Below are 13,479 nucleotides of genomic sequence, written 5' to 3' on the forward strand. Positions count from 1 at the left end.
GTCGAATGAGCCTTGCCGCCGCGGCCGACGCCGCCTTCGCCCTGGTCGACGAAGCGATCGATGCCGGCCGCATCCCCGGCGCCGTGCTGGGGCTGGTTACCCGCAATGGCGACCGCGCGATCCGCTTCGGCGGCCACGCCGCCCTGGTGCCGGAGCGCGCGGCCCTGGCCGAGGATGCGCTGTTCGACCTGGCCAGCCTGACCAAGGTGATCTTCACGACATCCGAGGTGCTGCGGCTGGTCGAGCAGGGGCGGATCGACCTGTCCGACCCGCTGGCGCTGCACCTGCCGGACCTGCGGCAGTATCAGCCCGAGCACTGGGTCCGGCAGGTCACCGTGCGGCAGCTGCTGTCCCATCATTCCGGCCTGCCGGCGGTGGAGCCGCTCTACACCTGGGGCAGCGACCCGGAGACGCTGAAGGCGCTGGTGCTGCAGAAGGACTGGGTGGCCGGCGCCGACGTCTATTCCGACGTCAACTACTTGCTGCTGGGCATCCTGGTCGAGCGCCTCAGGGACCGGCCGCTGCGCGAGCTGCTGCCGCCCGGCGACTTCGCCGTCAGCCCCGGCCCTACCCGCGCCGTCGCCACCGAGCGCTGCACCTGGCGTGGCCGGGTGATGCGCGGCGAAGTGCACGACGAGAACGCCTATGCCCTCGGCGGCCTGGCCGGCCATGCCGGGCTGTTCGGCAGCGCCGCCGCGGTGCTGGATTTCGCGCAGGCGTTGCTGGCCGGCGGCGTGCTGCGCCCGGCGACGATCGCCGAGGTCCTGCGCGCCGAGGGCCATCCGCACGGCCTCGGCTGGCAGGTGCGGCACGAAGGCTGGTCCGGCGGGTCGTTGTGCTCGCCCGACACGATCGGCCACACCGGCTTCACCGGCACGGCGCTGTGGATCGACCTGGAGCGCGGCCATGCCTGGACGCTGCTGACCAACCGGATCCACCCGTCGCGCCATGTCGAGACCGGCATCCAGCCCCTGCGCCGGGCGGTGTCGAATGCGGTCTCGGCAGCCTGGCCGTTCTGAGGTAGCCGCCCTCGCCCGGCGACACCGCGATTGACAGCCGATTCCCGGCCATCTTCCATGGGCGACAACCGATCCGGCTGCAGGAAAAGCCGGAGTTTTCTTATAAAATTCAATGCATAGGGGGACCGCCACGATGAGATCCCGCCTACTGGCCGTCGGTACCGCCACAGCCGCCCTGCTGTGGGGCATGGCCGCGCCGGCCCAGACCGCCGCACCCGCCGCCCCGACCCCGGAGGAGGCCCGCGCCTTCGTCGAGACGGCCGAGGCCGATCTGGCGGCGACCAGCGAATACCTCAACAAGGCATCCTGGGTGCGCGCCACCTTCATCACCGAGGACACCCAGTGGCTCGAGGCCAAGGCCAATGGCGAGTGGACCGAGAAGACCTCCGCCTATGCCAAGCAGGCCGCGCGCTTCGACGGGGTCGAGCTCGACCCGGTGACGCGGCGCAAGCTCGACATCCTGAAGCGCAACATCGTCCTGCCGGCGCCGGACCGGCCGGGCGCGGCGCGCGAACTGGCGACGCTGAGCACCAAGCTCGATTCCATCTACTCGACCGGCGAGTTCCAGGTCCGGGGCAAGACCCTGAACCTCAGCGACGCCGAGGACATCCTGGCCGCCTCCCGCGATCCGGCCGAGACCAGGGCGGTGTGGGAGGGCTGGCACACGATCTCGCCGGTGATGCGGCCGGACTACGCCCGGTTGGTGGAGCTGGCGAATGAAGGCGCGCGGGAGCTGGGCTATGCCGACACCGGCGCCCTGTGGCGGTCCGGCTACGACATGCCGGCGGATGACTTCGCCGCCGAGACCGACCGGCTGTGGGGCCAGGTGGAGCCCTTCTACAAGAACCTGCACTGCTATGTCCGCGGCCGGCTGAACGAGAAATACGGCGATGCCGTCCAGCCGAAGACCGGCCCGATCCGCGCCGACATCTTGGGCAACATGTGGGCCCAGTCCTGGGGCAACATCTACGACCTGGTGGCGCCGAAGGACGAGACCGAGGGCTACAACCTGGACAAGCTGCTGGTCGACCGCGGCTACGACCCGATCAGGATGGTGAAGACCGGCGAGGCCTTCTACACCTCGCTGGGCCTCGCGCCCTTGCCCGAGACCTTCTGGAAGCGGTCGCAGATCGTGCGGCCGGAGGGGCGCGACGTCGTCTGCCACGCCTCGGCCTGGGATCTGGACGACCGCGACGACATCCGCATCAAGATGTGCACCAAGGTGAACGGCGAGGACTTCTACACCGTCCACCACGAGCTCGGGCACAACTACTATCAGCGCGCCTACAAGGACCAGCCCCACATCTTCAAGAACGGGGCCAATGACGGATTCCACGAGGCGATCGGCGACTTCGTCGGCCTGTCGGCGCTGACCCCGACCTATCTCAACCAGATCGGCCTCTTGGACAAGGTGCCGGGCCCGGAGGGCGACATCCCCTTCCTGCTGAAGATGGCGCTCGACAAGATCGCCTTCCTGCCCTTCGGCCTCCTGGTCGACCGCTGGCGCTGGGACGTGTTCGCCGGCCGCACGACACCGGAGTCCTACAACGACGCCTGGTGGGCGCTGCGATTGAAGTATCAGGGGCTGGTGCCGCCCGGGCCGCGCCCGGCCGACGCCTTCGACCCCGGCGCCAAGTACCACATCCCCGGCAATACGCCGTACACCCGCTACTTCCTGGCCCATATCTACCAGTTCCAGTTCCATCGCGCCGCCTGCAAGCAGGCCGGCTGGACCGGGCCGCTGCACCGCTGCTCGGTCTACGGCAACAAGGAGGTCGGCCAGCGCTTCAACGCGATGCTGGAGATGGGCCAGTCCAAGCCCTGGCCGGATGAGCTCGAAGCCTTCACCGGCGAGCGCCAGACCGACGCCAGCGCCGTGGCCGAGTACTTCCAGCCGCTGAACGACTGGCTGGCCGAGCAGACCAAGGGCCAGAGCTGCGGGTGGTGAAGCGCTCAAGACTGAAGGGCCGGTGCCGCCCCCTCACCCGGAACCGCTGACGCGGTTACGACCTCTCCCCGAGGGAGAGGTGATCCTCCCTCTCCTCGGGGAGAGGGAGGGGCCCGACGCCGAAGGCGGCGGGAGGGTGAGGGGGCGACCGCAGCCCCTCACACCACCCGTGCGTACCAGTCGAAGTCGAGCGGCGGGACCTGGGCGTGGAAGCGGCGGTATTCGGCCAACTTGATCTTCGCGAAGGCGTCGACGAAGGCGTCGCCGAGATAGTCCCGCATCAGGCTGGAGGCCCGGAAGTCGCGGATCGAATCCAGCCAGTTCGGCGGAATGTCGGAGGCCGGGGCGCCGTAGCCGTTGCCGGTCACCGGCGGGCCGGGATCCCGCTTGTCGCGGATGCCGCGATGCATCCCGGCCAGCGCCGCCGCCAGCGCCAGATAGGGGTTGGCGTCGGCGCCCGCGACACGGTGTTCGACATGCTTCGCCGCCGGCGGGCCCACCGGCACGCGCAGCGCCACGGTGCGGTTGTTGACGCCCCAGGTCGGCGCCAGCGGCGCGTAGCTGAGGGTCTGGAACCGGCGATAGGAGTTGGCGTTCGGCGCGAAGATCAGCATGCCGTCGCGGATCGTCGCCCCCATGCCGCCGATGGCGTGGCGCAACAGCTCGTCACCGCCCTCGGCCGCGAACAGGTTGCCGCCGTCGCCATCGGCCAGGCTGATGTGGAGATGCGTACCGCTGCCCGTCTCGCCGGCATAGGGCTTGGCCATGAAGGTGGCCTCCATGCCGTGCCGCCGGGCCACGGCGCGGACCAGCCGCTTGTACATGATCGCGTCGTCGGCCGCCCGCAGCGCGTCCGCCCGGTGCTTCAGGTTGATCTCGACCTGGCCCGGCGCGTATTCGCTGATCGCCGTGTCGGCCGGCAGGCCCTGGACCTCGCAGCAGGCGTAGAGATCGGCCAGGAAGTCGCCGAGCTCGTCGAGATCGGCCATGCCATAGGCCTGCTTGCCGGTGCTGGCGCCGCGGGGCGGGATTGGCCGTCCGGTCTCGCGCCAGGACGCGTCGAAGACGTAGAACTCCAGCTCCACCGCCACCACGGGATGGAGGCCGTCGGCCGCGAGGCGGGACACCACCCGGGCCAGCACCTGGCGCGGATCGTAGGCGGAGGGCGTGCCGTCCAGCTCGAACAGCGTCAGCAGGACCTGGGCCGAGGGCTCGGCCTTCCACGGCACCGGCACCAGCGTGCCGGGCACCGGCCGGGCGGTGCGGTCGGCGTCGCCGTCCTCCCACACCAGCCCGGTCTCCTCCACGTCGGCCCCGGTGATGTCGAGGCTGATGATCGAGCCGGGCATGTAGCGGCCGTTCCGCCAGATCCGCTCCAGCTCGCCGACTGGGATGCGCTTGCCGCGCTGCACGCCGCAGGCGTCGGTCAGCAGGATGTCGACGAAGCGGATGTCGCGGTGCCGGGCCAGGAAATCGAGGCATTCCTGGGCGGGATCCGCGGCCTTGGTCGCGTCGGGCACGGCGGGTCCTCCCTCAGGCATGGCCGGCCAGCGCCGCGGCGCACGCGTCGAAGGCGTCATGGAAACGGGCGATCTGCTGCTCCGTCGTGGCCGGGCTGGTCAGCATCATGTTGTGGAACGGCGCGATCAGCACGCCGCGATTGATCAGGAACAGGTTCACGAATTGCTCCAGATCCGGCCGCATCGTCGCTGCGGCCTCGCCGCCGCTGCGGTAGGGCGTCGGGGTGAAGTGGAACTCGACCCGGGCGCCGATCTGGGTGACGTGCCAGGCCAGGCCTTGCCGCGCCACTGCGGCCTCGATCCCGGCCGCCAGACGCCGGGCCCGATCGACCATGCCGGCATAGGCGGCCTCGGTCATCACCTCCTCCAGCATCGCCCTGAGGGCGCGCATGGCCAGGGCGTTGGCCGACAGCGTCGTGCCCATGCCGCTGTGGCCGTGCGGCACCTCGGCCCGGACCTCGCGCATCCGCGCCTCGACCTCGGCGGTGAAGCCGTAGACGCCGCAGGGCAGGCCGCCGGCGATCGGCTTGCCGAGGGTCAGGAAGTCCGGCTCCAGCCCGTGGGCCCGGGTCCAGCCGCCCGGGCCGGTCGAGATCGTGTGCGTCTCGTCGATCACCAGCAGCGTGCCGTGCCGGCGCGTCAGCGCGCGCAGCGCCGCGTGGAAGCCCTCCTCAGGCAGCACCATGCCGACATTGGTCAGCGCCGGCTCGGTGATGACGCAGGCGACGTCGCCCGGCGCCAGCGCCGCCTCCAGCCCCGCCACATCGTTGAACTCGACCACCTTGGTGGTGGCGGTCAGGTCGACCGCCTGGCCCAGCAGGCCGGGCCGGTGCGCCGGGCGGCCATCGGCCAGCCGGACGAAGGTGTCGTCGACCGTGCCGTGGTAGCAGCCGTTGAACACCAGGATCTTGGATCGGCCGGTGATGGCGCGGGCCCAGCGCAGCACGAAGCGGTTGGCGTCGGTCGCGGTCGTCGTCACCTGCCAGAAGGGCAGGCCGAATCGGCGGGCCAGCGCCTCCGCCGCCGCCACACCGTCCGCGGTCGGCAGCATGGCGGTGACGCCGCGGGCGACCTGATCCGCTACCGCGCGCGCCACCGGCTCTGGCGAATGGCCGAACATCGAGCCGGTATCGCCCAGGCAGAAATCGGCGTAGCGGTGACCATCGGCGTCGATCAGCTCGGCGCCCCGTGCCTCGGCCATGAACAGCGGGAAGGGCGTGGCCCAGTCGCGCATCCAGTGCAGCGGCACGCCGCCGGGGAAGACCGCCCCCGCCCGCTCCGCCAGGCGCTTCGAAGCGGGGTGGGAGGCCTCGTAGCGCTCCAGCTCCGCCCGCATCAGGCTGTCGATCACCCTGCCCGCATCGTCCAATCCGGCCTCCCTCCTTGGTGTCTGGTGCCGGAGAGCTTAGGCGCGGGCGAAGGCAGGCGGAACCGTTCCCGGACGCGGGACGGTCATGCCGACGGATCTTCGGATCGAAGGAATGGAGCGGGTGAAGGGAATCGAACCCTCGTCGTAAGCTTGGGAAGCTTCTGCTCTACCATTGAGCTACACCCGCGCGCCGTCGGTTATAGGCGAAGCGCCGATGCCGTTCAAGGCGCCTCGGCAGGCGAGAGGGGTCGCGTTTTGTTCGCCGCTAGGAAACTGCGTCCCACCGGTCTAGATAGGAACGGTGCCGGCGGCCCGGGACGGCGACCGGCGGGGCGGCGGAATGGAGCGCGAATGAGCGGCGAGATCGCCACCATGATGGACCTGCTGGCGCGGCTGCCGGGGCTGGGGCCCCGCTCGGCCCGCCGCATCGCGCTGCACCTGCTGCGCCATCGCGACACCTCAATGCGGCCGCTGGCGGCGGCGCTGGAGGCCGCGGCCGATGCCATCATCCCCTGCTCCGTCTGCGGCAATCTCGACACCACCGATCCCTGCCCGATCTGCAGCGATCCGACCCGCGACGCCGGGGTGATCTGCGTGGTCGAGCAGGTGGCCGATCTGTGGGCGCTGGAACGGGCGCGCGCCTTCCGCGGCCGCTACCACGTGCTGGGCGGCACGCTGTCGGCGATCGACGGCGTCGGGCCCGAGGACCTGTCGATCCCGCGCCTGCTGGCCCGCGCCCGCGAGCCTGGCGTGACCGAGGTGATCCTGGCCCTGAACGCCACGGTCGACGGCCAGACCACGGCACATTACCTGGCCGAGAAGCTGGAAGGGCTCGGCCCGACGGTCACCCGCCTGGCCCATGGCGTGCCGGTGGGGGGCGAGCTGGACTATCTCGACGACGGCACCCTGGTCGCCGCCCTGCGCTCGCGCCGGGGGGTGTAGGCCTCCTTACCCCGGCAGCGGCGGGTCGCGCGGCGGCACCGGGGTGGACTGGACGATCGAGGTGGTGGTCTGGCCATGCGCCAGGAAACGGTCGAGCAGCCGGTCCAGCGTCTCGATCGCCTCGACATGCACCTTCAGGATGAAGCAGTCCTCGCCGGTGATGCGGTGGCATTCCGCCACCTGCGGCATCGCCCGCGCCAGCTCGGCGATCTTCGGCAGCTGCCCCGGCATCGGCCGGATGCGGACGAACACCGTCAGAGGGTAGCCGAGCGCCCGCGGCTCCAGCTCCAGCCGCCAACCGCGGATCACGCCCGCCTCCTCCAGCCGCAGCAGCCGCTCGCGCACCGCCGGCGCCGACATGCCGATGCGCCGCGCCAGCTCGGCCACCCCCAGCCGGGGCTCGGCCTGCAGCAGGCGGATCAAAGCGAGGTTGCGCTCATCGGCCAGGAGCGGTGAGACCTGGAAGGCCAATTCGACGGATGTCCTTCGAAACGAAGGCGAATACAGACGTCCGGCTTTGACCGATCATGGGCCGGGTTGCCGGCGCATGCAAATCTTCCGGTATGTCGACTGTCGAGACTTCAAGCGCAAAACCACTAGCGCAGCGGCTGCCGCCGCACGTCTTCTTCGTCGTCAGCGCCGTGTTCCACTATCTGGGTCCGGCCTGTGCCGTGCTGCTGTTCGCCGCGGTCGAGCCGCTGGGCGTCGCCTGGCTGCGCATCGCCACCGCCGCCCTGGTCTTCGCACTGTGGCGCCGGCCCTGGCGGCTGTGGCGGCGCAACAGCGCCAGCGACCGCCGGACGCTTCTGGGGCTGGGCCTCGTTCTCGCGGCGATGAACGCCTGCTTCTACCTAGCGATCGCCCGGCTGCCCCTGGCCACGGTCGGGGCCATCGAATTCCTGGGGCCGATCGCCCTGGCGCTGGCCGGGCTGCGCAGCCGGCGCAACACGGTGGCGCTGAGCCTGGCGGCGGCCGGCGTGGCGATGCTGACGCAGATCCGCCTGGAGGGCGACGCGCTGGGCTATGCCCTGGCCTTCGCCAATTGCGCGCTGTTCGTCGCCTATGTCGTGCTGGGCCACCGCATCGCCGGGACCGGCGGCATCGACGGGCTGGCCACGGCGATGCTGGCAGCGCTGGTCGCGATCAGCCCGTTCAGTCTGGGGGCGGCCCTGCCGGCGCTGACCGACCCGGTTCTGCTGCTGGCCGGCATCGGGGTCGGCGTCGCCTCCTCGGTCATTCCCTATGCTTGCGACCTGCTGGCCATGGCCCGGCTGCCGCGCGCCAGCTTCGCGCTGATGCTGTCGCTGCTGCCCGCCACCGCCGCCGGAATCGGTGTTCTGGTGCTGGGACAGATCCCCTCGGCCCAGGACCTGGCCGGGATCGGCCTGGTGATGGCCGGGGTCGCCCTGCATCGCGCGAAGCAGCCATGAAAAAGGGCCGGCGCGAAACCGGCCCTTTCCCTTCGAATGCGACAGCCTTACTTGCCCATCGCCTTGGCCCAGGCGGCATGGGTCCAGGCGGCGTCGCCCGGGTCCTTGGTGATCACCGGGTCGCTCTTGCTGGCCAGCAGCACCTGCACCGTGCGCTTGAAGGCCTCGGGGTCGAGCCAGCCGATCTTGTCGTCCGACACGGTGATCAGCTTGGCGATGTTCTCGGCCTGCCGGATCTGCACCTCGTCGGTGGTGGCACCCGACGCGTCGGCCTCGGCCACGATCTTGCCGGCCTCGTCCGGATGCGCCTTGGCATAGGCCCAGCCCTTGATCGAAGCCTTGATGAAGCGGCCCAGCTTGTCGACATAGGCCGGGTCCTTGAGCTGGGATTCGAGCGCGTAGAGCCCGTCTTCCAGCGTCGCCACGCCCTGGTCCTCGTAATAGAAGGTGATCAGGTCGCTCTCCGGCACGCCGGCGTCGATCACCTGCCAGTACTCGTTGTAGATCATGGTCGAGATGCAGGCCGCCTGGTTCTGCAGCAGCGGGTCGACGTTGAAGCCCTGGCGCAGCACCTTGACGTCCGGTGAGGATCCGGAGGTCGACAGGCCCAGCTTGCCCATCCAGGACAGGAACGGATACTCGTTGCCGGCGAACCAGACGCCGAGGGTCTTGCCCTTGAAGTCGGCCGGCGACTTGACCCCGCTCTCCTTCTTGCAGGTCAGCATCATGCCGGAGCGGTTGAAGACCTGCGCCACATTGACCAGCGGCACGCCCTTCTCGCGCGCCGCCAGCGCCGCCGGCATCCATTCGACGATGACGTCGGCGCCGCCCGCCGCGATCACCTGCGGCGGCGCGATGTCCGGGCCGCCGGGCTTGATCGTGACGTCCAGCCCCTCCTCCTCGTAGTAGCCCTTCTCGGCGGCGACGTAGTAGCCGCCGAACTGGGCCTGGGTGACCCATTTCAGCTGGATGGTGAAGGGGTCTGCCGCCTGCGCCGTGCCGAAGCCCAGCGCCGCCGCCGCGGCCAGTCCCAGAATGGTTTTTTTCATGTGAAGCCTCTCCCGTTCGTCAGACCCGGTTCAGTGTGTCGTTCCCCGCATCGAAGGGTGCCAGAAGGTCGTCGCCCGCTCCACCAGGGCCAGGAGCCCGTAGGAAGCGGAGCCGGCGACGGCCGCGACCAGGATGGTGGCCCAGACCATGTCGACATTGAGCCGCGCCACCTCGGTCGAGATGCGGAAGCCCATGCCGTAGATCGGGGTGCCGAAGAACTCGGCCACGATGGCGCCGATCAGCGCCAGGGTGGCGTTCAGCTTCAGCGCGTTGAAGAGGAAGGGCAGCGCCCCGGGCAGCCGCAGCTTCCACAGCGTCTGCCAGTAGCTGGCGGCATAGGACCGCATCAGGTCGCGCTCGATCGCCCCGGCGGATTCGAGCCCGGCCAGCGCGTTCACCAGCATCGGGAAGAAGGTCATGACCACGACCACGGCGGCCTTGGAGTGCCAGTCGAAGCCGAACCACATGATCATGATCGGGGCGATGCCGACGATCGGCATGGCCGAGACGGCGGAGCCGAGCGGCAGCAGGCCGCGCTGCAGGAAGGGCGAGCGGTCGATCGCGACAGCGGTCAGGAAGCCGGCGCCGGAGCCGATCAGGAAGCCCGGGATGGCCGAGCGGATGAAGGTCTGAATGAAGTCGACCCACAGCGTGTCGAGGCTGCCGGCGAAGCGCGCCGCGATCTGCGACGGCGCGGGCAGCAGGATCTGCGGCACCTGGAAACCGGTGACCAGCACCTGCCACAGCCACAGCAGCAGGGCGCCGAACAGGATCGGCACGGCAATGCCGGCGGCCCGGCCGGGGATCGGCGCCAGACCGCGCAGCGCCGCCCAGGCCGCCGCCACGGCCACGGCGATCGGCAGGGTGATCCAGGCGGTGCCGGAGGCAAACACGCCGCCCCGGCCGATCCACCACAGGACGAAGCCGGCGAGGACCGCCGCCAGGAGCAGCCAGGCGAGGCTAAGCAGCACCCGCGCGCTCATCCCCGGCCCCCGCGGCTCGCGATCACCGCACGTTCTGTCAGGGTGACGGCGAAGACACAGAGCAGCGCCAGCAGGGCCGCCATGACGAGCGCCGACCAGAGCTGGATCATCTGGCCGAAATAGGAGCCGGTCAGGAGCCGCGCGCCGATCCCCGCCTGGGCGCCGGTCGGCAGCTCGCCGACGATGGCGCCGACCAGCGCCAGCGAGATGCCGATCTTCAGGCTGGGGAACAGGAACGGCACCGCGGCCGGCCAGCGCAGCTTCCAGAACACCTGGGATCCGCTGGCGGAATAGGTGCGCAGCAGGTCGAGCTGCAGCGGGTCGGGCGAGCGCAGGCCCTTGACCATGCCGATGGTGACCGGAAAGAAGCTGAGATAGGCGGAGATGATCGATTTCGGGACCACCCCGGTGAGGCCGAGATTGCCGAGCACGACCACGATCATCGGCGCGATCGCCAGGATCGGCACGGTCTGGCTGGCGATCACCCAGGGCATCAGCGACCGGTCGAGCGTCGGCACATGGACGATGCCGACGGCGAGCAGGATGCCGAGCAGGGTGCCGAGGACGAAGCCGAGCAGGGTCGAGCTCATCGTCACCCAGGCGTGGTAGACGAGGCTGCGGTTGCTGGTCACCGGCCGCCCGACCGTGTTGGACCACAGGTCGGTCGCCACTTGGTCCGGGGTCGGCAGCAGCGGCCGGTCCAGCTTCCAGATCGCGCCGATGAACTGCGACGTCGTCCAGTCCGGCCCGGCGCGGTTCAGCCGCTCCACCGCCGCCGGCGCGTTCAGCCAGAACGACCCGAGATACCAGACCACCAGCAGCACGCCGAGCACGGTGGCCAGCGGCAGCGCCCGCCCGCCTTTCAGCCGCGCCCAAGCGCTTGGGCGGGCCGGAAGGGATTCGGCGAGGGCGGTCATGCGGCTTCACCCCGAAGCCGGTCTTTTGCGTTGCCTCTCCCGCGGGGCGGGAGAGGTCGGACATCCGCCAGGATGTCCGGGTGAGGGCTGGCACAGGCCTCGACAAACACCCTCACCCGGAACCGCTGGCGCGGTTCCGACCTCTCCCGCAAGCGGGAGAGGCAACGATCCCGCTGGGCATCGGGGATCATTCGTAGGAATGCCCGGCCCGCAGGCCTTCGCGGACCTGCTGGGCGATGGCGAGGAATTCCGGCGTCTCGCGGATGTCGAGGTCGCGCTCGCGCGGCAGGTCGCTCTCGATCACGTCGAGGATCCGGCCCGGCCGCGGCGACATCACCACGATCTTGGAGGACAGGAACACCGCCTCCGGGATCGAATGGGTGACGAAGATCACGGTCAGGTTGGTGCGCTTCCACAGGTCCAGCAGATGGACGTTGAGGTTGTCGCGCGTGATCTCGTCGAGCGCGCCGAAGGGCTCGTCCATCAGCAGCAGTTTCGGCTGGAAGCCGAGGGCGCGGGCGATCGACACGCGCTGCTGCATGCCGCCGGAGAGCTGCCAGGGGAACTTGCGCTCGAACTGGCCGAGGCCGACGGTGCCGAGCGCCTGGCGCGCCCGCTCCTGCCGCTCCGCCGCCGGCACGCCCATGATCTCGAGCGGCAACTCGACATTGCGGCGGACATTGCGCCAGGGATAGAGCGCCGGCGCCTGGAACACATAGCCATAGGCGCGGGCCAGCCGTGCCTGCTCCGGCGTCATGCCGTTCACCGTCATCGAGCCGGCGGTCGGCCGCACCAGGTCGGCCACCACCCGCATCAGCGTGGTCTTGCCGCAGCCGGACGGGCCGATCAGCGATACGAACTCGCCCTCGCCGATGGTCAGGTCGACATCCTGCAGCGCCACTACCGGCGCATCGGCGGTCTGGAAGGTCAGGCCGAGGCGCCGCGCCTCGACCACCGGCGGGACGGCGGTTGTCGCCGTCTTTGGCACATGCTCCGGCCGGACCGCCGACACCGCCATGGCTCAAGCCGCCTTTCCGGCCTGTTCGAGCGAGCGGTCGTAGTCGAGCACGGCGCGCAGCAGCACATTGGCCCCGGCGGCGGCGTGGTCGAACTCGATGCTCTCCTCCTCGTTGTGGCTGATGCCCTCGCGGCACGGCACGAAGATCATCGCGGTCGGCGCCACCCGGGCGATATAGGCCGAATCGTGCCCAGGGCCGGAGACGATGCGGCGATGGGCGAAGCCGCCGGCCTGGGCCGCCGCCTCGACCGCATCGATGCAGGACGGGTCGAACTTCACCGCCGGGGAGTTCCAGATCGCGTCGACCTTGGCTTCGAGCTTCAGCTCGGCCGCGATCCGCGCGATCGCCGTCCGCGCCTCTTGCTCCATCGTCTCGATCACCTTGTCGTCGGGGTGGCGGAAGTCGATAGAGAAGAACACCTCGCCCGGGATCACGTTGCGGCTGTTGGGCCGCACCTCGACCAGGCCGACGGTTCCGACCGCGTCGGGGGCATGGGCCTCGGCAACCGCGATCACCGCCTCCACCATCCGGGCGGCGCCGCGCAGCGCATCGCGCCGCAGCCGCATCGGGGTCGAGCCGGCATGGCTTTCACGGCCGGTCACCGTCACCTCGTACCAGCGCATGCCCTGCACGCCGGTGACGACGCCGATCACCTTCTCCTCCTCCTCGAGGATCGGCCCCTGCTCGATATGCAGCTCGAAATGGGCGCCAAGCTTGCGCTGGCCGGCCGGGGCGGCCCCCTTGTAGCCGATCCGCTCCAGCTCGTCGCCAAAGCGGTGGCCCTCGCGGTCCTCGCGGCTGTAGGCGAACTCCTTGGTGAACACCCCGGCGAAGACGCCGGAGGCCAGCATCGCCGGGGCGAAGCGGGAGCCCTCCTCGTTCGTCCAGTTGATCACCTCGATCGGCGCGTTCGTTTCGTAGCCGGTGTCGTGCAGCGTGCGCAGCAACTCCAGCCCGGAGAGAACGCCGAGGATACCGTCGAACTTGCCGCCCGTCGGCTGGGTGTCGAGATGGCTGCCGACGCAGATTGGCGGCAGCGAGTTGTCCCGGCCCGGCCGGCGAGCGAACATGTTGCCGACCTCGTCGACCGTGACGGTGCAGCCGACCGCCTCGCACTGGCGCCGGAACCAGTCCCGCACCTGCTTGTCGAGGTCGGTGAGGGTCAGGCGCTTTACGCCGCCCTTCGGGGTCTTGCCGAACTCCGCGGTCTCCATGATCGCGTCCCAGAGGCGCTGCGGATCGATCTGGATGTTTTGCTGCATCGTCAGGTCCTTGGACTCAT

The 13,479-nt window shown here is 70.0% G+C and carries 12 protein-coding genes and 1 tRNA gene; 4 read left to right on the top strand and 9 right to left on the bottom strand.

Translation table 11 applies throughout. The features are described 5' to 3' along the window. Window positions 1-5: 5 nt before the first annotated feature. Both KXR53_RS05975 and KXR53_RS05980 read left to right on the top strand, forming a co-directional pair. On the top strand, window positions 6-1,019 hold the full coding sequence (locus tag KXR53_RS05975; protein ID WP_437374184.1) for a serine hydrolase domain-containing protein: 1,014 nt from the start codon (window positions 6-8) through the stop codon (window positions 1,017-1,019). A gap of 133 nt (window positions 1,020-1,152) precedes the next feature. Continuing rightward, on the top strand, window positions 1,153-2,967 hold the full coding sequence (locus KXR53_RS05980; protein ID WP_437374185.1) for a M2 family metallopeptidase: 1,815 nt from the start codon (window positions 1,153-1,155) through the stop codon (window positions 2,965-2,967). A gap of 158 nt (window positions 2,968-3,125) precedes the next feature. Here the strand turns inward: KXR53_RS05980 and KXR53_RS05985 are convergent, their stop codons facing one another. The 3 genes from KXR53_RS05985 to KXR53_RS05995 all read right to left on the bottom strand — a co-directional run bounded on the left by KXR53_RS05985 (window position 3,126) and on the right by KXR53_RS05995 (window position 6,043). Continuing rightward, complete coding sequence (locus KXR53_RS05985; RefSeq protein WP_437374186.1) at window positions 3,126-4,487, bottom strand: glutamine synthetase family protein; 1,362 nt, start codon at window positions 4,485-4,487, stop codon at window positions 3,126-3,128. Between the two features lie 13 nt (window positions 4,488-4,500). Further along, window positions 4,501-5,856, bottom strand: a complete 1,356-nt coding sequence (locus KXR53_RS05990) for an aspartate aminotransferase family protein (protein ID WP_437374187.1) — start codon at window positions 5,854-5,856, stop codon at window positions 4,501-4,503. A gap of 113 nt (window positions 5,857-5,969) precedes the next feature. After that, window positions 5,970-6,043, bottom strand: a tRNA-Gly gene (locus KXR53_RS05995). A gap of 164 nt (window positions 6,044-6,207) precedes the next feature. On the opposite strand from KXR53_RS05995, the gene recR reads away from it, so the two are divergent. Continuing rightward, window positions 6,208-6,798: a recombination mediator RecR gene (recR, locus tag KXR53_RS06000; RefSeq protein WP_437374188.1), complete on the top strand. Its 591-nt coding sequence runs from the start codon at window positions 6,208-6,210 to the stop codon at window positions 6,796-6,798. A gap of 6 nt (window positions 6,799-6,804) precedes the next feature. On the opposite strand, the gene KXR53_RS06005 is transcribed toward recR, so the two are convergent. Then, on the bottom strand, window positions 6,805-7,269 hold the full coding sequence (locus KXR53_RS06005; protein ID WP_437374189.1) for an Lrp/AsnC family transcriptional regulator: 465 nt from the start codon (window positions 7,267-7,269) through the stop codon (window positions 6,805-6,807). A gap of 92 nt (window positions 7,270-7,361) precedes the next feature. On the opposite strand from KXR53_RS06005, the gene KXR53_RS06010 reads away from it, so the two are divergent. Beyond that, a complete protein-coding gene (locus KXR53_RS06010) occupies window positions 7,362-8,228 on the top strand; it encodes an EamA family transporter (protein WP_437374190.1) in 867 nt (288 codons plus the stop codon). 47 nt (window positions 8,229-8,275) lie between these two features. Here KXR53_RS06010 and KXR53_RS06015 read toward each other — a convergent pair whose 3' ends face one another. From KXR53_RS06015 to KXR53_RS06035, 5 genes are all read right to left on the bottom strand, one after another. Then, window positions 8,276-9,277, bottom strand: a complete 1,002-nt coding sequence (locus KXR53_RS06015; RefSeq protein ID WP_437374191.1) for an ABC transporter substrate-binding protein — start codon at window positions 9,275-9,277, stop codon at window positions 8,276-8,278. A gap of 30 nt (window positions 9,278-9,307) precedes the next feature. Further along, entirely contained in the window at window positions 9,308-10,249 is a 942-nt protein-coding gene (locus KXR53_RS06020; protein WP_437374192.1) for an ABC transporter permease, read from the bottom strand. Between the two features lie 8 nt (window positions 10,250-10,257). Beyond that, a complete protein-coding gene (locus KXR53_RS06025; protein WP_437374193.1) occupies window positions 10,258-11,178 on the bottom strand; it encodes an ABC transporter permease in 921 nt (306 codons plus the stop codon). A gap of 187 nt (window positions 11,179-11,365) precedes the next feature. Continuing rightward, entirely contained in the window at window positions 11,366-12,196 is an 831-nt protein-coding gene (locus tag KXR53_RS06030; protein ID WP_437374194.1) for an ABC transporter ATP-binding protein, read from the bottom strand. Between the two features lie 3 nt (window positions 12,197-12,199). Further along, entirely contained in the window at window positions 12,200-13,459 is a 1,260-nt protein-coding gene (locus tag KXR53_RS06035; protein ID WP_437374195.1) for a Zn-dependent hydrolase, read from the bottom strand. Between the last annotated feature and the right edge of the window lie 20 nt (window positions 13,460-13,479).

This window comes from Inquilinus limosus, assembly GCF_051487185.1.
Classification (GTDB): domain Bacteria; phylum Pseudomonadota; class Alphaproteobacteria; order DSM-16000; family Inquilinaceae; genus Inquilinus; species Inquilinus limosus_F.

Excerpts from the sequence above, each read along its gene's own strand:
- KXR53_RS06010 (WP_437374190.1), top strand. The coding sequence starts at position 7,362 with ATGTCGACTGTCGAGACTTCAAGCGCAAAACCACTAGCGCAGCGGCTG.
- KXR53_RS05975 (WP_437374184.1), top strand. The coding sequence starts at position 6 with ATGAGCCTTGCCGCCGCGGCCGACGCCGCCTTCGCCCTGGTCGACGAA.
- KXR53_RS06030 (WP_437374194.1), bottom strand. The coding sequence starts at position 12,196 with ATGGCGGTGTCGGCGGTCCGGCCGGAGCATGTGCCAAAGACGGCGACA.
- recR (WP_437374188.1), top strand. The coding sequence starts at position 6,208 with ATGAGCGGCGAGATCGCCACCATGATGGACCTGCTGGCGCGGCTGCCG.
- KXR53_RS06025 (WP_437374193.1), bottom strand. The coding sequence starts at position 11,178 with ATGACCGCCCTCGCCGAATCCCTTCCGGCCCGCCCAAGCGCTTGGGCG.
- KXR53_RS05980 (WP_437374185.1), top strand. The coding sequence starts at position 1,153 with ATGAGATCCCGCCTACTGGCCGTCGGTACCGCCACAGCCGCCCTGCTG.
- KXR53_RS06035 (WP_437374195.1), bottom strand. The coding sequence starts at position 13,459 with ATGCAGCAAAACATCCAGATCGATCCGCAGCGCCTCTGGGACGCGATC.
- KXR53_RS06015 (WP_437374191.1), bottom strand. The coding sequence starts at position 9,277 with ATGAAAAAAACCATTCTGGGACTGGCCGCGGCGGCGGCGCTGGGCTTC.